General features: G+C 70.7%; 11 protein-coding genes. 3 read left to right on the plus strand and 8 right to left on the minus strand.

Annotated elements, in window-relative coordinates; genetic code table 11:
* Positions 1-3: 3 nt before the first annotated feature.
* Both AB1285_RS12555 and AB1285_RS12560 read left to right on the plus strand, forming a co-directional pair.
* Positions 4-1,197 (plus strand): DUF1972 domain-containing protein, encoded by a 1,194-nt coding sequence (locus tag AB1285_RS12555; protein ID WP_370428388.1) that lies wholly within the window; start codon positions 4-6, stop codon positions 1,195-1,197.
* Positions 1,194-2,330: a glycosyltransferase gene (locus AB1285_RS12560; protein ID WP_429977470.1), complete on the plus strand. Its 1,137-nt coding sequence runs from the start codon at positions 1,194-1,196 to the stop codon at positions 2,328-2,330. Before AB1285_RS12555 ends, AB1285_RS12560 begins: the two co-directional genes overlap by 4 nt.
* A gap of 45 nt (positions 2,331-2,375) precedes the next feature.
* On the opposite strand, the gene AB1285_RS12565 is transcribed toward AB1285_RS12560, so the two are convergent.
* From AB1285_RS12565 to AB1285_RS12600, 8 genes are all read right to left on the minus strand, one after another.
* Complete coding sequence (locus AB1285_RS12565) at positions 2,376-3,686, minus strand: hypothetical protein (protein WP_187663194.1); 1,311 nt, start codon at positions 3,684-3,686, stop codon at positions 2,376-2,378.
* Positions 3,687-3,696: 10 nt separating this feature from the next.
* Positions 3,697-6,333 carry a right-handed parallel beta-helix repeat-containing protein gene (locus AB1285_RS12570; RefSeq protein WP_370428390.1) on the minus strand — a complete coding sequence of 879 codons (2,637 nt, stop codon included), beginning with the start codon at positions 6,331-6,333 and terminating at the stop codon, positions 3,697-3,699.
* A gap of 185 nt (positions 6,334-6,518) precedes the next feature.
* A complete protein-coding gene (locus tag AB1285_RS12575) occupies positions 6,519-7,871 on the minus strand; it encodes a polysaccharide biosynthesis tyrosine autokinase (RefSeq protein WP_370428391.1) in 1,353 nt (450 codons plus the stop codon).
* A gap of 55 nt (positions 7,872-7,926) precedes the next feature.
* Positions 7,927-9,234, minus strand: a complete 1,308-nt coding sequence (locus tag AB1285_RS12580) for a hypothetical protein (protein WP_370428392.1) — start codon at positions 9,232-9,234, stop codon at positions 7,927-7,929.
* An 11-nt stretch (positions 9,235-9,245) separates the two neighbouring features.
* Positions 9,246-13,973: a PKD domain-containing protein gene (locus AB1285_RS12585; RefSeq protein WP_366237372.1), complete on the minus strand. Its 4,728-nt coding sequence runs from the start codon at positions 13,971-13,973 to the stop codon at positions 9,246-9,248.
* Between the two features lie 77 nt (positions 13,974-14,050).
* Positions 14,051-14,584 (minus strand): DUF4352 domain-containing protein, encoded by a 534-nt coding sequence (locus AB1285_RS12590; RefSeq protein WP_187663191.1) that lies wholly within the window; start codon positions 14,582-14,584, stop codon positions 14,051-14,053.
* 196 nt (positions 14,585-14,780) lie between these two features.
* Complete coding sequence (locus AB1285_RS12595; protein ID WP_187663190.1) at positions 14,781-15,398, minus strand: hypothetical protein; 618 nt, start codon at positions 15,396-15,398, stop codon at positions 14,781-14,783.
* Positions 15,395-16,114, minus strand: coding sequence for a CDP-alcohol phosphatidyltransferase family protein (locus tag AB1285_RS12600; protein WP_363444774.1), 720 nt, complete (start codon positions 16,112-16,114; stop codon positions 15,395-15,397). The genes AB1285_RS12595 and AB1285_RS12600 overlap by 4 nt, the downstream gene beginning before the upstream one ends.
* Positions 16,115-17,246: 1,132 nt before the next feature.
* Here AB1285_RS12600 and AB1285_RS12605 point away from each other — a divergent pair.
* Positions 17,247-19,244, plus strand: coding sequence for a glycosyltransferase (locus AB1285_RS12605; RefSeq protein ID WP_232089169.1), 1,998 nt, complete (start codon positions 17,247-17,249; stop codon positions 19,242-19,244).
* Positions 19,245-19,285 lie beyond the last annotated feature (41 nt).

Below are 19,285 nucleotides of genomic sequence, written 5' to 3' on the forward strand. Positions count from 1 at the left end.
CGGATGAGCACTACGACACCCCTCACGATCGCGATGGTGGGGACCCGCGGCGTGCCTGCGGCCTACGGCGGATTCGAGACGGCCATCGAAGAGGTGGGGCGACGGCTCGCCGACCGTGGCCACGATGTCGTCGTGTACACCCGCGGCTCCGAGCACCGCGAGAAGGAGTACCTCGGCATGCGCGTGGTGCACCTCCCCGCGGTCCCGGTGAAGCAGATCGAGACCCTCAGCCACACCGGGCTGTCGGCCCTGCATCTGCTCTTCCACCGCCGCCCCGACGCGACCTTCGTCTTCAACGCCGCGAACTCGCCGTTCCTCCCGCTGCTCCGGCTGCGCCGGGCGCCCGTCGCCCTGCACATGGACGGTCTGGAGTGGCGCCGGTCGAAGTGGGGTCCCCGCGGCAAGGCGTACTATCGCTGGGCCGAGCAGTTCGGCGTCCGCACCGCGGACGCGCTCATCGCCGACGCCCCCGGCATCTCCGACTACTACCGCCACCAGTTCGACGTGCCCACGGAGCTCATCCGATACGGCGCGCCGATCCTCGATCAGCCGCCGACGCACCGCCTGGCCGAGATGGACCTCACTCCGAACGGCTACCACCTCGTCGTCGCTCGGTTCGAGCCGGAGAACCACGTGCTCGAGATCGTCCGCGGATACCGCGCCAGCGCCGCGCGACTGCCGCTCGTGGTCGTCGGCTCCGCGCCGTACGCCGCCGGATACATCCAGGAGATCCGGAACGCCGCCGAGGGCGACGAGCGGATCCGCCTCGTGGGCGGCGTCTACGACCAGGAGCTCCTCGACGGGCTCTACGCCCACGCCGCCACCTACCTGCACGGCCACTCCGTCGGTGGCACCAACCCGTCGCTCCTGCGCGCCATGGGTGCGGGCACCGCGGTGATCGGCTACGAGGTGCCCTTCAACCGGGAGGTCCTCGCCGGCAACGGCTGGTTCTTCGCCGACGCGGACGACGTCGCGACCCACGTCGCGGCCGCCGAAGCCGACCCCACGACCCGCGACGCGCATGCAGCCGCGGTGCAGGAGATCGCCCGCACGCGCTTCCGCTGGGACGACGTCGCGGACGAGTACGAAGACCTCGCCCGCCGTCTGTCCGAAGGATCCAGCGTCCACGCGTCCGCCCGGCGTGCGCGCCGACGGAGCGCCGACTGGGCCCCCGCCCCCGCGGACGCGACACGATGACCACCGGCGTGAAGCGCAAGACCGTCCTTCTCGTGCATCCCGGTGCCGAGATGTTCGGGTCGGACCGCATGCTCCTCGAGAGCGCGATCGGTCTCGTGGAGGCCGGAGCCCGTGTGGTGGTCGCCCTTCCGAGCTCGGGTCTGCTCGTCCCGCCGCTGCGCGCCGCCGGAGCAGAGGTCGTCATCCTGCCGATGCTCGTCCTGCGCAAGGTGCTGCTCACCCCGCGCGGTCTGCCCCGCCTGTTCCGCGACATGTTCCGGGGCCTCGGCGCCGCATGGCGTCTGATGGGACGCGTGCGCCCCGACGCCGTCTACGTGTCGACCATCATCATTCCGCAATGGCCCCTCGTGGCCCGACTCCGCGGCACTCGCGCGGTCAGTCACGTGCACGAGGCGGAGGCCTCCGGGAGCACGCTGGTGAACCGCCTGCTCTACATGCCGCACCTCGCCTCCGTCCGCACCCTCGTGAACAGCCGCTTCAGCCTTGACACCATCCGGCGCGCGCTGCCCGCTCTCGCCGACCGCACCCGGATCGTCGCCAACGGCGTCGCGTCGCCACCGCACCCCGCGCCGCCGCGGCCCCGGATCGACGGCGCCCTCCGCGTGCTGTACGTCGGGCGGCTCTCGCCTCGGAAGGGTCCCGACCTCGTCATCGACGCCGCGGCGGCAGTGCAGGCGGAGGGGCGGCCCGTCGAGGTCACGCTCCTCGGGGCGGTCTTCGAGGGATACGAATGGTACGAGCGCGAACTGCGCGCCCGTGCCGCAGAGACCGGGGTCTCCGTCACCTTCGCGGGATTCCACGCCGACATCTGGCCGTTCCTCGCGGAAGCCGACGTGCTGGTCGTGCCCTCCCGGGTGGACGAGCCGTTCGGGAACACCGCCGTCGAGGGCGTTCTGGGGCTCCGCCCCGTCATCGCGAGCGACAGCAGCGGTCTGCGCGAGGCCGCGGGCGGCTACGCCACGGCGCAGCTGGTCGCACCGGACGATGCTCCGGCGATCGCCGCCGCACTCGACGACGTGTGCGCACGGTGGGACGACCTCGTGGGCAATGTGGCCGAGAGCCGCGACGAAGCCCTGCGTCGGCACGCACCTGCGGTCTACCGCGCCGGCGTCACCGCCGGCGTCCTCGACTGACGACCCGCGGGTATCCGCACGGCGCCGGGCGCACGCGACCTGGGCTCACGCCGAGACGGCGGCCTCGGCCGTGAGCCGCGCCCGATGACGCACGATGTAGATCGAGAACGGGATCAGCTGACAGACCAGGAGCGCGAAGGCGACACCGAGGAGCGGACCGGCGATACCGAGGATCGGTGTGAGGACGAACGCCAGGGTGACCCCGACCGCGGCCATGCTGAGGGTGGGGATCACCTGGAATCGGATCCCGGGCTTGTCCATGATGAACATCCCGAGCGGGTAGACAGCCGCCGTGAGCATGATCATGAGGCCGAACGCGAAGATCGTGGTCGGCCGGACCTCCAGCTCTCCCTGCGTGATGAACCCGAACAGCCACGGCCCGACGAGCCACACCACCACCGTCGCGAGGGCGACGGCCACGGCGAACAGTCCGGAGAGCAGGAATGGTCCGCGGCGGAGATCGCCCTGGTGTCGCATGCGAGCGAAATGCGGCCAGAGCGCGAGCCCACCGGCCATCACCAGACCGTTGAGCGCGAAGAAGACCTGCCCGGCCACACCGTACTCGGCGACGTCGGTCGGACCGCCGAGCTGGGCGATCACGTACCGCTGCGACCCCACCGCGATCGGATACGTCACCATCTGAGCCAGCATCGGCCATCCCACGTCCATCACCCGTACGCCAGGGAACCGTCGCGGGCGCAGAACCATGCGCGCAGCCTCGGGGATCAACGGAGACGTGGTCCGAGCGGTGATGAGGACGCCGAGGATCGAGACGATCAGCGAGGCCGCGAACGACGCGATCGCCGCGTAGGAATGCAGATTCTCGCCACCGAACGTCAGCAGCAGCCACACCCCGGCCAGCGTGAGCGGCGAGATGAGGCCCTGCAGCAGGATCACGATGTGGTTCTTGCGCTGCCCGAGCATGATCCGCGCCCAGATGCCCAGCGGGATACCGAGACAGAAGATCGTCACGCAGAAGAAGGCGGCCAGCGACGCCCCCGGCTCTCCTCCGGCATCGCCGAACACGATCTCCCAGGCACCGGTGGCCAGGAGCACGGTGTTGATCGCCATGGCGGAGGCCGCGAACATCAGCAGCACCCGGCCGACCGACGTGAGCTGATAGCGGAGCTTCTCGTCCGTCCTCACGTCGTCGCTCGTGGCCACGGCGTTCACGAGCACGGCGCCGCTACCGAGATCGGTGAAGGTCAGCAGCGACGGGATCGTCGTGAGCAGCGTGTAGAGGGCGAAGCTGCCGACGCCCGCGTCTCCGATGATCATCCGCGTCGTGAGAACGCCGCAGACCAGCGCGATGACCATCGTCAGCGCGCGGGCGCCGACAGCGAGAAGAGAACCCATACCTAGATCGTCACCGCGGCAGGGCTCCCAGCGTCGCGCTGTTGCCGGGGAGTCGCGATACCGAGGCGATATCCGCCGGCACGGGGACCGCCACTGCGGCCTGACGCTGCGCCTGCGCGGGCGCCAGCACGTACGTGGCGGACACCACGGAGGCTCCCTGCACGAACTGCGAGCGGCGGTCCTGACCCGTCGCCGCGGTGAACGCCGCGAGGGTGTCTGCCACCGCCGGATCCCGCGAGACGGATCCCTTCGACCAGGCCGAGAACCATCGGGGCGTGCCGGGGGCGGTGCGGTGGTAGAGGTTGCCGTTCACGCTCGACATCATCTGCGCACCGGTGAAGGTGGTCGAGTAGTCCTGTACGCAGACCAGGCAGTTGCCCGCGCTCTCCGCCATGACGTTGTTGGACATCACGGTGTTGCGCACGATCCACGGCGCCAGCGGCGCGAAGCGCGTGCGCGGATCGTGGCCCGCCGCGTTCGGGTCGGAGGCTCGGCGACCGTCCTGACCGATGCTGACGTTCCGGTTGGCGTTGCCGACGAAGGTGTTGTTCCAGATCTTCACGTTGCCGGAGTTCAGGACGAACAGCCCGAAGTCGCCGTTGCGGGCGATGATGTTGTCGGCGACGACCGCCCGCTCCGAGAGCTCGACCATGACACCGTGACCGGTGTTGCCGATCACGTCGTTACCCGTGAAGACGATGTCGATGACCGATTCGTCGAACCACGGACCACGACCGGCGTTCCCCGTGAACGCGCTGTCGGTGACGGTCACTCCGCGCGTCCGGGTGACCTTGAACGCGCCGGACACCGGGGAGTGGTTGAAGCGCTCGGCGTTGTTCCCGACGGAGAGCATCTGCTTCACCTTCAAGCCGTCGGCCTGGGAGGCGCCGCCACCGAGGAGACCGTTGCCGATCAACGAGACGCGCGTCAACGTCGTCCTCGGCGCCCAGGAGTAGAAGCCGGTCGTCGAGTTGTCGCGGATCGTCACGTCGGCGAGCGTGATGTCGCTCGCTGCGGCGATGACGGTCCCCATCTGGGGCACGCTGGTGGCGTACCGGCGGATGCCGATGCCGCGCACCTCGGATCCGGCGGACCGGATCGAGAGCGCCTGGGTGAGCACGCTCGCCTCCACGGGCTTGCCCGTCGGGTCGGTGCCGATCACGAGCCGCTTCGCCCGATCGTCGACGAAGAAGGTCCCGGCGACGACCTGCGCGGCGGAGGCGACCTCCCGCAGCTGCACGCCCGCGACCCACACCTGGTCCGGATGCGCGGCCATCGGGTGCGCGGGATCGACGAAGCGCCACTCCGGCTGGGTGTTGTCGGGCGCTCCCTTCGTGTACGTGGGGCTCGAGTCGAGCGCGGTCCCCCAGCCGTCGACCGTCCAGGTCTTGCCTGCGGGCTTCCAGCCGGTGACGGTCCTCGCGCCGTCCATCCAGACCGCCTCGTTCGGAGCGGGCTGGATCGTGACGCGCTTCTGCGGCGGCACGACGATCTCCTCGTGGTAGGTGCCACCGCGGAGCACGATGGTGCCGCCGTTCGGTACCAGCCGCAGCGCGGCCGCGATCGTGCGCACCGGCGAGCTCTTCGTACCGGCAGCGCCGTCCGATCCGCCCGGCGCCGCGTAGATCGCGGTGGCGGGTGCCGGGTACGACAGCGACCCCGGGGCGGCGGCGCCCGGCTTCCCGCGGACACCGGCCGGGGTGGCGGGCGGAGCGGGTGTCACCGGGGTGGTCGGCGTCACCGGGGGAACCGGAAGCGGGTTCGGCGCGGGAGCCGGGTTCGGCGCGGGGGCGGGAGCCGGCGTCGGCGTCGGCGTCGGAGTCGGAGTCGGAGTCGCGACCGGCGCGGGCGCGGCTGCGAGCACGTCGTCGATCGCCAGCGGGACGGCGGCCTTCGCTCCGGAGGACGTGTACAGCGCGAAGCCGTAACCACCCGCGGCCGTGATCCGCGTGGCCGAGGAATCGGCGTGCGTCACCTGCCACGCGGACGGCTCGTCCCCATCTGCCGCCCAGGCCTTGGCCGCGAGCGTCACCGGACTGGTCCCGGTCACGTCGAGGGCGACGCGCAGCGACATGCCCGTCGTCACCGGGAAGGGGAGTCGTCGCTCGCTCAGGTTCTGCACAGTGGTGAGGTCGGTCATCCGGACCACGGACACGTAGGCGGAGCCGTCGGGGTGCACGCGGAGACGCACACCGTAGGAGTCCTTGCCGACGATGCGGACGGCCTGGGCCAGGTAGAGCGGACCGCCGACGGGGAGGGCAGGGACCGTCACCGTGTAGCGGCTCGACACATCCGCCGCGGTCACCCCGGCCACGGTCGCCCGCGCCGTGATCCCGGGCTTCCTGCTGGCGAGCATCGCCTGCCCGTTCCCGACACTCGACGCACCCTCGACGACACGCCAGGCCCCGACGGGAGAGGCGCCCCAGCCGGAGGCGACGGTGCGGTTCATCGGGTCGGAGAGGAGGGGACCCGCAGACGCTGCCGCCGGTCGGGCCGAAGGCGAGGCGGCGGCGACCGCCGCGGAGGCCGGTGCGGCGATCAGCACTCCGGAGAGCGCGACGGCGACGCCCAGGGCACCCGCGAGCAGGCGATGGCGACGCCGTGGCGCCGCTGGCGATGAGAGACGAACAGGGAACGGAAAGGACACGATGTCACCGTTTCTGGGGTGGAATACACGATCACCCACGCTTCGCCGCAGTTTCAACCCCGGCGACAAAGTGCGAGCCCCCCTCGCAACCCATGAAGAATAACCGCCCGTCTGGACGATGGCAAACGATTCGAGCCCTTCCGCCGATATGCTGCACGCCTCCCCCCGGGAGGACGGCGGGTCGCTCACTCGCTGTAGTACTCGCTGCGATGCCGGTCCGGACGCGCACGGTTGAGGACCGTGCCGAGGATGCGGGCGCCGCCCGATTCCAGCGATTTGATGCTCTTCGCCAGTGCCGCCCGCCGCGTCTTGGTGGCGTCGACGACGAGGATGACACCGTCCGTCTGGGTGGCCAGGAGGTTGGCGTCCGCGACGCTCAGCGTCGGGGGCGAGTCGATCACGACGTAGTCGTAGTCCGCCGCGGCGAAGTCGAGAAGCTGTGCCATGCGCGCCGACGTGAGCAGCTCGGCGGGGTTCGGCGGGATCGTCCCGGCAGGGAGGATGTCCAGCGTGGTGTCCGCGACGCGGTGCTTGGCCACCTCGAACTCCACCTCGTCGAGCAGGACGCTCGTGAGTCCGACCGAACCGTCGATGCCGGCGTGCTCGTGGGCACGCGGGCGGCGCATGTCGGCGTCGATGAGCAGGACGGAATTACGGAGCGCGGCGAGGGTCATCGCGAGATTCACCGACACGGTCGACTTGCCCTCGGCGGGCATACCGGAGGTCACCAGCAGCACCTTTACCCGGGACGACACGTTCGCGTACGCGAGCGCCGACCGGATGCGGCGGAACTCCTCCGAGGTGTGGCCGAGCGGCTCCTGGGCGACGGCGATTCCCCGCGCCTCCAGCAGCGGCGACTTGGAGACGACGCCGAGCACGGGATCCCCGCCGGCCTGCGTCAGCGCCTCCTCGTTGCGGACACGGGTGTCCAGCACACCGATGAGCACGGCGGCCGCAAGGCCGAGCACGCCTCCGAGGAAACCGCCGAGGGCCGCGTCCCTGGGCTTGCTCGGAGTGAACTGGAACTCGGGGACGACGGCGTCGTCGATGACCTCGGCGGTGATGGTGGACTCGCCCTGCGGATCCTTCGGAGCGACGTCCTTGACGACCGTGATGAGCTGCTCGGCGACGGCGTTCGCGAGCTCGGCCGCAGCTTCCGGGCCGTCCGTGATGCCGGTGATCCGCAGGGTGACGGTGCTCTGCGGGATGGTCACCTCGATGTCCCTCGCGAGCGCGCGGGGCGTCGTGTCGAGCTCGAGCTCCTCGATAACCGGATCGAGCACGCGCGAGCTCGTCGCCAGCTGGGCGAACGACAGCATCTGGCTCTGGGTGTACACGGAGCCCTGGTTGAGGTCCGAGGCGCTCGTGCCCTGGTTCAGCGCGAAGTACAGCGAGGTCGTCGCCTGGAACAACGGCGTCTGCAGCGACGCGTATCCGTACGACCCCGCGGCGCCCACGACGCCGCACAGCACGATCAACCACCAGAACTTGCGCAGCGAGCCCGCGATGACACGCAGGCTGACCCGGCTCTCGGCCATGACTCCCCATTCCCCCTGAGGTCTCGATTCTAGAGGAGCCATCTGCACGGCCCGTTCACGTCTGCCGCACCTGTGGAGCGGGTCCGGTCGTCGCCGGCGGTGACGCCGTCCCGAGATCCCGCAGGAAGGCCTCTTCCGCGGTGGTGGATCGCGTTCCGGCGTCGCGCGCCCAGGTCACCGCGAGCCCGACGCAGAACCACAGGAACATGCTGTACTGCGTGATGAGGGCGACGACGACCAGGCTCGGGAGCTGTCCGACGACGGCGAGGGCGGCGGGACTCCGCGTCGAGCGCCGCACGGCCATCAGCGCCGCGCAGACGACGGCCGCCATGATGAGCAGGGTCGGCACGTACCCGTACCGGAGGAGCGTGAGCACGAGGGCGTTGTCCACCGACCGGGCGAAGTATCCGAGGTAGTAGTCGCCGGAGACGAGGGAATGCCAGTCGCCGGGGTTCCCGAACAGTTGCACCTGTTCCAGGAGGACCAGCAGGTCCGTGCGGTAGTCGGCGCTGCCTCCGGCCTCGTCCCCCGCGGCACCGAAGACGGAATCGATGACGGGGATGACGATCGCGGTGCCGATCACCCCGGCGACGGCCACCGTCACCCGGAAGCGCGTCGAGACCCCGACGATGAGGAAGGTGGACAGGAGGAGTGTCAACACCAGTGTGAGCAGGCCCGCCCGACTGAATGTGAAGACCGTGGCGGTGGCGATGAGCACGATGCCGGCGATCTTCGGGAACAGTCGCCATCGTGTCGCCACGACGAACGCGGAGGACATCGCCAGCGCGGCGCCGAGCGCGATCGAGTGCCCCCACGCCCCCTCCGCACGCAGCACCCCGCCGCGCTCCTGCAGCGGGCTCCATGTGTCGTACACCACGCCGGACCCGGGAATGAGGACGAAGGGGTTGAAGGAGGTGAGGAACTCGACGACCGCGAGAGCGGCGGCCACGATCGCCACGACCGCGATCGTCGAGGTGACCCACTCGGTCGTCATGCGAGCGAGCACCACGCGCCCCCAGATGTAGGGGATCACCCACTCGAGAAGCGATGCCACGAGGGAGGCCAGGTCGACCGCGCCGAACCCGTACAACCCGACGACGACGAGGACGAACGCGGCGACCCAGGCATCGGCCGCCCGCAACGGCACCACCGACCAGTTCACGATGATCAGCAGGACGGTGAGCAGGGTGATCGCCGCCCAGTAGAAGCTGATGTTCACCCCTACCCAGAGAGGCACGAAGAACAGCACGACCGCCCACACGACGAAGGCGGTACGCGGGAGCAGCCGGAGTGCGAACACGACGATGGCCACTGCCGCGATTCCACCGAAGGCGAGGAGCGCGATCGGGACAGCAGTGGCCATGCGTCAGGATCTTACTGCGGTGCGGTGACGCGGAACGAATCGAACGACACGCCGAGCGGCGCGGTCGCGCTGCCAGAGCGGTTGCCGCTCAGTCCCACCGCACCCGCACCCAGGGGTGCCGCGTCGGTCGTGGTGATCTGCCAGGCTGCCGGCTTCGTCGTCTCCGTCGGCCAGAACTTGGCGGAGAGGGTCGCCGACGTCGTCCCCGTCACGGACACCTCGAGGTTGTACGAGGTGTTCGCGGCCCACACCAGTCCGGGCACGGCCTGCGTGCGCAGGACGGTCCCTTCGCGGTGCACGACGAGCCAGACCGTGCCGTCAGGACGCAGCCAGGCGCGGACGAAGTACTTCCCGGCCGCCGACTGCCGCGCGATCACGCCGACATAGGCGCCACCCGCGGCCGGGGCCTGATCGACCCGGAACTGCGTCTCGAGCACCGCATCGGCGACGGACGTGGTGTTGAGCGTCGCATGCCGGGTGTCGCCGGCGATGAGGTTCAGCTTCGCCTGGCCGTCGGCGACGGTCGCCGCCGCCTGCGAACCGCCGGCGATCGTCCACGCCCCGCCGACCGTGGCGGTGCCCCAGCCGGGCCCCGCGGTGCGGTCGAAGCCGTCGTCCGCCACCGGAGCCGGCTGCGGCTCGGGTTCGGGTTCGGGTTCGGGCTGCGGGTCGACGGGAGGCGCCGTCACGGTCACCGGCTTGCTGGTGGTGTGCGTGGCGCCCTTGTCGTCCTTCACCGTGAGGGTGACGGTGTAGGTCCCCGCCGCGGTGTAGGTGCGGCTGGTGGTCGCACCGGTGCCGGTCGTCCCGTCGCCGAAGTCCCACGCGTACGAGGCGATCGTGCCGTCGGAGTCGGTCGAGGCGCTGCCGTCCACGGCGACCGTGAGGTTCGTCGCGGTCGCGGTGAACGCGGCGGTGGGAGCGACGTTCGCGGGCTCCGGTTCGGGCTGCGGCTCGGGCTCCGGCGCCGGCGTGCCGAGGTTCTTCAGCGTGAAGTCGTCGAAGCTGGCGAGGTTGGTGCCGGTGCCACTGCCCGACCGGTAGGAGAACACCGTCGGGGCACCGGCGACCTGCAGAGCCGGCGTCGCGTCCGTCGTGGTGAGCTGCCAGTTGGCGGGCTCCGCAGACCCCGCCGCCCACAGCTTGGCGCGGATGGTCGTGGTGGACGACCCGGTCGTCTCCATCAGGAGCGAGAACGAGCTGCCCGCGCTCCAGGAGAGACCGGAGACGGCGGTGCTGGCGATCGCCGTGCCGTTGCGGTGGATCACGAGCCAGGTGGTGCCGTCAGGACGGTGCCAGGCGAGAGCCCGGTAGCCCGAGGACCCGGAACGCCGTGCGCCCAGACCTTCGTACGCCGCCCCGGAGGAGGGCCCGGAGGCGAGCGTGTAGGTGATCCGCGCGGACGTGTCGAGAAGGGACGTGCCCTGCAGCAGCATCTCCCTTGTGTCACCGGGTGCCAGGTTGACCTTGCCCACGCCGTCGCCGACGGAGAGCGCTGCGGCGGAGCCGCTCATCGGCGCCCAGGTGCCGCCCTTGTCGGCGGCGCCCCAGCCGCTGGACACGACACGACCGAACGCGTCGGACGCGGCGAAGACCTGCGCGGTCACGGTCACGGTCTTCGTGACGGCCTTGGACGCGCCGAGGCTGTCGGTCACGGTGAGGGTGATGTCATGCGCGCCGGCCGCGGCGTACGTGTGGCCTGCCGTGGCCCCGGAACCGGCGGGAGACCCGTCGCCCCAGTTCCACGAGTAGGACAGCGTCGCGCCGTCGGACGCACTCGATCCGGCTGCCGAGACGTTGACGCTCAGCCCCGACGCGGTCGCGGTGAAGGCGGCGACCGGGTCGGCATGCGTCGCCTCGACCTGTCGTGTGGTCGACGCGCTCCCGCCGCGGTCGTCGGTCACCGTCAGGGTCACCGTGCGGGTGCCCGGCGTGGCGTAGACGTGCGTCGCGACCTGACCGGTCGAAGTGGTGCCGTCCCCCCAGTTCCATGCGTAGGAGGCGAGGGAGCCGTCGGAGTCCGTCGAGGCGGACGCATCGGCCGAGACCGACAGCCCGTTCGCCGTCGTCTCGAAGGCCGCCGTCGGCAGGACGTTCGGTGCCTTCACCACGACCTGCTTCTCCGCCGTGGTGGCGAGTCCGTTGCTGTCCGTGACGGTCAGCGCCACCGTGTAGGTGCCGGACGCCTCGTACGTGTGGCTCGTCGTCTTGCCGGTGGCCGTCGCCGAGTCATCGCCGAAGTCCCACCGATAGCCGGCGATCGTCGCCGAGCCCGCGGGCGCCGAAGCCTCCGCGTCGAACGCGACGGCGAGGTCGGTCGGCGTGGCGGTGAAGGCAGCGGTCGGGGCCTGGAAGCCCTTGCCGATTCCGTAGTGCGTCTTCACCTGGGTCGCCGTGAGGGCGAACGGGTAGACCGCGACCTCATCCAGCGCCCCCTTGAAGTACTTGGAGCTCGGCTCGGACGGCCATCCGGCGAGGTTGTCTCCGCCGATACGCCAATATCCCGTGTAGTTCTCCGCCGTGGTGGCCCCCGCGAGCGACGACACGAGCTTGCCGTCGACGTAGAGCTTCATCCCCTCCGCGCTCTGCGACGCGACGGCGTGGTGCCACTCGTTGTCGTTGAGCGCGGCGTCGTTCTGGACGGTCTGCGTGCTGCCGTTGTACGTGCCGAAGACGAGACGCCCGTTGTTCGTCATATAGAGATGACGGTCGTAGCTGGTCGACTCACCCGACGCCGCGGCGCCGTAGCCCATCAGCTTGCCGCCGCTGGTGGTGTTGGTCTTGAACCAGAGCTCGGTCGAGAACTCGGACGGCGCGGCGATCTTGCTCCCGGAGGCCACGCGTCCCGCGCTCGTCCCGGTGAAGGTCGAGGCGCCCGTCGCCGTGTTCTCCACCCCGGAGGTCGAGGCGGTGACGCCCGTGCCGAACACGGGGGTGTTGGACCCGGCCCAGTCCTGCGCGGCGGTGCCGAGCGGGTAGTAGAGCTGCGGGCCGTCCGCCGTGACGGCGTTGACGTAGTTCGACACGGCACCGGCCGCGATGGTCACGCTCATCGCCTGGCTGGAGACGGAGTTGCCCGCGCTGTCCTTCGCGACGACGGTGTACTCCTGCGTCGATCCGGGAGCTGCGGTCTTGTCCTCGAGGTTCACCGAGGGGCGGTCCCACCAGGTGCCGCGGGCGGTGGCGGTGGCCACCGGGGCAGTGGTGCCGGTCCGACGCAGTTCGTAGGTCAGCGTGAGGTCGTCACGGTCCCAGTTCGCGGGGATCGAGATCCGCGCGCGTCCAGGGATGAACGACTGCGCCGTGCCGGTCCAGTTCGCCCCCGACAGCCGAGGGCCGTCCTTCGCGCCGCCGGGCGGGTTGGTGGAGAACCGCACGAGTCCCTCGAAGCGGCCGTTGTTCACGGAGCGGAACTCGCCGCCGATCGAGATCATGTTCCCCGCACCGGTGATCGAGAGTCCGGCCTGACCCATGCCCGTGGTCACGCCCACGGCCCAGTCCGGCGTCCAGGCGTAGGCCGAGGGCGCCGGCGTCCCGGCCCAGTTCTTGTACGTGCCTCCGGCGGCGGGCTGGTTGCCCAGCAGACCGCGGGCGTCGGCGGTGTACGCCTCCGAGTAACGGTGCGTGCGCGGATTCTGCTCGGGGTGCATGCCCATGGTGCTGCAGGCATGGGTGTGGCTGGTGGTGTAGACCGTCTTGCCGGTCGAGTAGACGCCGTAGTGGTCGCCCAGGCAGTCCGCGATCCAGCGGACCTGACCGCTTCCGGCCTCGGCCGCGAAGGTGCCCTCGAGGTTGCCGGTGGCCGCATCCGCGTAGACCCAGCCGGTGCCGTACACGGCGTTGGCGTCGGCCGCGAGGCCGAAGATCCCCGCCTTGCCCGAGTTCGCGCCCGTGTTCGAGCCGTTCTTCACCGTCTGCGGCAGCGCCCATCCGCTGTCCACCGCGCCGGTCGTCTTGTCGAGCGCGACGGTGCCGCGCATCGTCAGGTCGCCGTTGACCTGGGAGAAGCGGCCGGCCGCGATGACGTTCTGACCCGCCGGGTCCATCACCATGGCGTCGACCTGGAGGTCGGTCTGCGGCGCCCAGCTGAGCAGCGCGCCGTTCGTCGCCGAGAAGGCCGCGAGGTTCTTCCGCGGGGTCGCGTTGCCCTGCGTGAAGAGACCGCCGACGTAGACGCTCGAGCCCGAGGTGGCGAGGGCGTACACGCCGCTGCCGCCGATCGAGGGCGAGAACCCGGGCACCAGCTGCCCGGTCACGGCGTCCAGCGCGGCGAAGTTCCAGCGCGTCTGGCCGTTGACCGAGTTGAAGGAGCCGCCGATGTAGATGCGGCTGCCGTCCGGCGAGGCGGCGACGGCCTTGATCACGCCGTTCACCTGCGGTGCGAACGAGAGCAGCTGACCGGTGTTGATGTCGTATGCGAGGACGTTGGACCGGGCGGTGAGGCTGGTCCCCGGTACGGCGAGCGGCGCCCTGGCGTTGTCGAACTTGCCCACCGCGTAGACGGTCGACCCGATCGTGGTCTGCGACCACACGTAGCCGTTGTCGATCTGCACGGTCGGAATCGGGTCCGACGTCACGACGTCGTCGTTCCGCTGCAGCAGCGGCGGCGGCGTCGACGGCGAATCCGCCGCCGCGGCCCCGGTCGCCCCCAGCGTGGTCATGCCCGTGATCAGCAGCGCCGCCGTCACGACCGACGCGAGTGCGCTCAGCGCCCGCCTCGAAGTGGATGTCTTACCCATGTTGCTCCCCAGCCCCAGATTTCTCTTCTTCGAAAATGTCACGTACGAGACGCGGTGAAAGTCGTCGCGCCCACGGCTCAGGAGAGCTCGCCCGCGAAGGTCGCCACCGGCTCGCCGGCGGCGTAGTTCACGCTGATCTTCACGGCGCGACCCTTCGTGGGGTCGAGCATGAAGACGTAGGTTCCCGTGGCCTCGTCGCCGGCGGCCAGCTCTCCATGGAGAGGTTCGTTCGGACCCGCGGTGGTGGCCACCCCGACGTCGCCGTCGTCCGTGACGAGGCTGACGACGGCGGAGTCGATGCTCTGCGCCCGCTTCGAGTCGTTGGCGACCTTCACGGTCACCACGACGGCGGAGCCGGCATACTCGCCCGGCGTCTCGGGGGTGACCTCGGTGGTCGAGATGTCGTCGACGGTCACGACCATGTCGGTGGACAGCGCGATCTCCGCGTCCAGCGCACCGCTCTCCTCGGTCAGCGCGGGGGCCTCGGTGGGCCCCTGGGCGTCGGGATCGGCCGGCGGCGTCCAGTCGGTCGTGCTGGTGCCCTCGGGCTCCGGCGACGCCGCGGTGTCCGGTGCCGCCGTGCATCCGGCGAACACGAGCGCGAGCGCCACGACGGGCGCGATGAAAAGCGCACGGCGTGCGCGTGATGAGCCGTCCCCAGAACGGCATGCTGAAACAGTGAACACTGCAGCTCCCCAGAACCCAGATCCCCAGCCGGAGCCCCCTCGGCTCCGGTTTCCCCCCAGCCATGCAGAACACGGCGTCGGCTAATGGTAGTGCGGACCGTGGAAAACCACAACCCTCCGGTCAGGAGGAGTGTCGGCGCTGTCTCCCGAGCTGCCCGCCGATCGCGTCGACGGCCTGCTCGACCTCGGAGAGGGTGCCGGCATGACCCCGACTCCCGTGCCGATCCGCGATGGAGGCAGGGTCCTCGACGGAGCGACGACCGAGGAGACGCCGGAGCCCGCCGCCGCGACCCGGCGAGCCGCTGAGGGGCACCGCACGCGTCCGTGCCCGGTCGAGGTGAGCGACGTAGTCGGCGATGACATCGGAGCCGCCGGGCGCGAACCCGACGCCGAGGTGCGCGGCCTCACGCAGCGTGAACATCCGGTCGCGGTGCTCCGGCGCCGCCCGCACCAGCTCCCCTCGGAGATCGCGCGAGGCGGTCAGCACGAGGTCGGCTGCGGCCAGCATCTCCGGGGTGACCTCGCGGGCTCGATGCGCCTGCGCCCGTGCCCGCCAGTCCTCGTCGGCATGCCGCGACGCGACGTCGGCGCAGATCGGGTCTCCGTCGTTGGCGCGCACGCCGGCGCTGCGCACCGAGAGCGAGGAGCCCTCCCCGAGCCGGCGCCGCAGCTCCAGCTCGGCCAGCGGCGACCGGCAGACGTTGGCCGCGCACACGATGAGGATCGAGCCGCCGGTCATGCCGGGTCACCGAGCCTTCCGATCTCGCGGAACCACTTCACCGCGGCGAGCGCGAGGAACAGGACCGCGGCGGCGCAGAGCGCGCTGTACGCGACGAGGAATCCCGGCGTCCAGCCCCAGAGGACGAAGACGAGGCAGACCAGCCCGAAGTCGGTCGGCAGCAGCATGAGCGAGCGTCGCAGGGTGCCTCCGCCGCGTTCATGGGTGGACGCGACGGCGTGCTTGCCCTTGAGGAGGTCGTTCAGGAGCATGCCCGAGAACGTGGTCGAGGCGACGATGCTGAACACGATCGGGATCAGCAGCAGCGCCGGCGACTCCGGAAGGACCCGGTACAGGCCGATCAGCACCGCGAGGTGCAGCGACGCGATCTTGAGCGTGTCGATGAAGTGGTCCAGCCACTCGCCCTGCGGGCTCCCGCCGCCGCGGAGCCGCGCGACCTGACCGTCCGCGGAGTCCCACGCATAGCCGAGGACGAGGAGGAGCGCGATGAGCAGCCCGAGCGGCACCGTGACCGGGGCGAAGGCGATGAGGCCGATGGCGGCGAACGAATGGACGGCGCTGATGATCGACACCTGGTTCGGCGTGAGGCCGAGCCGGAACGCCAGCGCGGCGAGCACGCGTCCGAGCCTGCGGTTCACGTAGACCGAGTAGGCGGGGGCGCCGCGGGCATGGCCCTTCTGCGCCCTGGCGAGCTGACGGTAGGCGTCTACGACCATGACGTTCCCTTCGATTCCGTGCCGGACAGGCGCGCGATCCGTCTGGCCTCGCGCACACCCGCGGACGTAGGCGCGCAGCGGAGCGGCGGAATGCAGCAGCTGTCGGCGGCCGCCGCGGAGGATCACCTCGCGGGCGGTACGGGGTATCGACCGGCGCCAGCGGTGCACGGCCTCGTCGTCGAGGTGCCGGACCGCGTACAGCATCCGGTTGCGGATGTTGTAGAAGTAGTAGCCCTCCGACTTCGCCCTCGCGAGCTGGGGTTCGGCGCGCTGCGTGCCGCCCTCGTCGTGCACGGCCGTCGCCTCCTCGACGAGCACGAGCGTCCCCCCGGCCGAGACCACCCGGCGCGAGAAGTCGACGTCCTCCCAGTAGAGGAAGTACTCGTCGTCGAAGCCGCCCGAGAGCGCCCACACCTCGCGGGTGATCCACAGGCAGGCACCGCTCAGCCACGGCTCGTAGGGGCGCGCGTCGTCCGCCCGGCGTTTGCGACGCGCCCGCATCGTGCCGTCGTCGAGCAGGAGGTCGATGCCGGCGAACCAGGTGCGTCCCTCGGAGTCGGTGATCACCGGCGAGGCGAGGGTCGTGCGCGAGGCCGCGGTGACCGCGGCCAGGCGCGCCAGAGACGCACGGTCGATGTGCGCGTCCGGGTTGATCACGAGGACGTCGGTCGCGCCGTCGGCGAGCGCCCGCGCGACCCCGATGTTGACGCCGCCGCCGAATCCGCTGTTCGTCTCGGGGGTGATGAGGGTCCATCCGTGCGCCTCCGCGACCGCGACGGCGGCCTCGCGCTCCGCGGCACCGGCCCAGTTGTCGACGACGACCACCAGGGCCTCCTCGTCGACGGCACGAGCCTCGCGCTCCACGAGCACCAGGTTGCGCTCGAGCAGCCGCGCCGAGGCGTAGTTCACGACGACGACGGCCAGCCGTCCGTGCACGATTGACACGCGATCCTCCCCCCGGATCCGCCCACACGGTCCGCTCGGGTCGCCGGTCGAATTCCCCAGAGTCGCGACCGGCGTCGACTCCCAGGACACCGACTATACGCCAGAGGCGGCTCGGCGCACCCGTCGTTCACGGTACGATGAGCCGGCGCGGGGAGACAGGCGCACGACTGCCATGGGGATGAGGCGGATGACGAGGGGACCGGGGACGGGCGACGCGATCGCCGTGACGATCGGCGTACCCACCTACCGACGGCCGGAGCTGCTGGCGGCGCTGCTGCGCGCACTCCCTGACCGGATCGCGGAGTGTGCGGACCTCGGCGTGGACGTGGAGGTGCTGGTCGTCGACAACGACGCCGCGGGCTCCGCGCGCGAGGTGGCCGCGAACGCCGCCCTGCCCGTCCGGTACGTCGTCGAGCCGACGCCGGGCATCGTGGCCGCGCGGAACCGGCTGCTGGACGAGTGCGCCGACCGCGACCTGCTCGCCTTCATCGACGACGACGAGGTCCCCCGTGCCGGCTGGCTCTCGGCGCTGATCACCACCTGGCGCGCGTTCGACGCGGATGCCGTCATGGGCCGCGTCATCTCCGTGTTCGACGACGACGTCGATCCCTGGCTGCTCGCATCCGGCACGTTCCGTCGTCCGCCCCGCCCGACCGGGACCGTGCTCTCGGTCGCCGCGGCGGGGAACCTGCTGCTCGACCTCCGAGCGGTGCGCCGCTTCGGCGTGCGCTTCGACCCGTCCCTCGGGCTCGGCGGCGGCGAGGACACGCTCTTCACCCGCGAACTCGTCGGCCGAGGCGGCCGCATCGTCTGGTGCAACGAGTCCGAGACCGAGGACCTCGTCGTCGCCGCGCGCCTCAGCCGCGCGTGGGCGGCGCAGCGGGCGTTCAGCTCGGCCAATGCCGGTACCCGCATCGACCTGCAGCTCACCCGAGGGAGGCTGCGCCGCGGTCTGCTCCGGGTGCGCTCCCTGATCGGTGGGATCGCCCGGATCGTCGTCGGTGCAGCACGTCGAGCCTTCGGCGCCGCGACCTCGAACATCGCCCATCACGCCCGCGGCACCCGCCTGATCCACCGCGGCCGCGGCACCATCGCCGCCGCTCTCGGCCGCCGCTACGACGAATACCGTCGCCCCTCGGAGGACAACACGATGACCGAATCCGCGTCGAGCATCCGCGTGATGCAGTCCCTCGGCGCCCCGCGCCCCACGACGAATCCGTACAACAAGATGCTCGACGAGGCCCTGGGGACGACGGAGGGCCTGGAGCATCTCCGGTTCTCGTGGAAGACCGCCCTCTTCGGCCGCTACGACGCCTTCCACTGGCACTGGCCCGAGGCCAAGCTCCACGGATCGACCTGGTGGAAGTCCACCGGCAAGTTCCTCCTCACGGCGGCCCTCGTCGCCAGGCACCGCCTGTCTCGACGTATCGCCGTGGTGCGGACGGTCCACAACATCGAGCTTCCCGATGACAACGCGCCACGCTTGTGGCTGCTGCGGTCCATCGATCGGCACACCGACTATCGGATCGTCATCAACGAGACGACGCCGCTCCCTCCGGGCACGCCGCACAGCCTCATCCTGCACGGTCACTACCGCGACTGGTACGCCGCGTTCCCCTCCGCCGAGCGTGTGCCCGGTCGGCTGGGATCGTTCGGCGGGGTGCGTCGTTACAAAGGGCTCGAAGGGTTCATCGACGCCTATGCGGAGGCGGTGACGATCGAGCCGACGTTGAGCCTGAAGATCGGCGGTCGCCCCTCCACCCCCGAGCTCGGCGACGACCTCCGTGAACGGACGTCCGGTCTCCCCGCCGTCGAACTGCACCTCGACTTCCTGAGCGATGCCGAGCTCGTCCAGCTCGCCACCTCCTCCGAGCTGATCGTTCTGGCCTACCGCTTCATGCACAACTCGGGCAGCGTCCTCGCCGCCCTGTCGATGGCACGGCCCGTGCTGGTGCCGCGGAACGAGGCGAATGAGGCGCTGGCGCGCGAAGTGGGCGCCGAGTGGGTGCTCCTGTACGACGGCGACCTCGACGCCGCAGCGGTGGTCGAGGCCTGGCGGGCGGCATCGACGCTGACCGGGGCACCCGACCTCTCCCGCCGCGAATGGGCGGACGCCGGCCGTGCCCACCGGGACGCCTTCCGCGAGGGCGTCGCACACAAGCGTCGGCGCCGCCACCGCGTCTGACCCACCCTCCCACCCGCCCGCTCAATGACGAGAGGCTCCAT

Source organism: Microbacterium sp. NRRL B-14842 (assembly GCF_050470785.1).

Coding starts and splice junctions, on each gene's coding strand:
- AB1285_RS12555 (WP_370428388.1), top strand. CDS start 4: ATGAGCACTACGACACCCCTCACGATCGCGATGGTGGGGACCCGCGGC.
- AB1285_RS12560 (WP_429977470.1), top strand. CDS start 1,194: ATGACCACCGGCGTGAAGCGCAAGACCGTCCTTCTCGTGCATCCCGGT.
- AB1285_RS12565 (WP_187663194.1), bottom strand. CDS start 3,686: ATGGGTTCTCTTCTCGCTGTCGGCGCCCGCGCGCTGACGATGGTCATC.
- AB1285_RS12575 (WP_370428391.1), bottom strand. CDS start 7,871: ATGGCCGAGAGCCGGGTCAGCCTGCGTGTCATCGCGGGCTCGCTGCGC.
- AB1285_RS12580 (WP_370428392.1), bottom strand. CDS start 9,234: ATGGCCACTGCTGTCCCGATCGCGCTCCTCGCCTTCGGTGGAATCGCG.
- AB1285_RS12585 (WP_366237372.1), bottom strand. CDS start 13,973: ATGGGTAAGACATCCACTTCGAGGCGGGCGCTGAGCGCACTCGCGTCG.
- AB1285_RS12595 (WP_187663190.1), bottom strand. CDS start 15,398: ATGACCGGCGGCTCGATCCTCATCGTGTGCGCGGCCAACGTCTGCCGG.
- AB1285_RS12600 (WP_363444774.1), bottom strand. CDS start 16,114: ATGGTCGTAGACGCCTACCGTCAGCTCGCCAGGGCGCAGAAGGGCCAT.
- AB1285_RS12605 (WP_232089169.1), top strand. CDS start 17,247: ATGACGAGGGGACCGGGGACGGGCGACGCGATCGCCGTGACGATCGGC.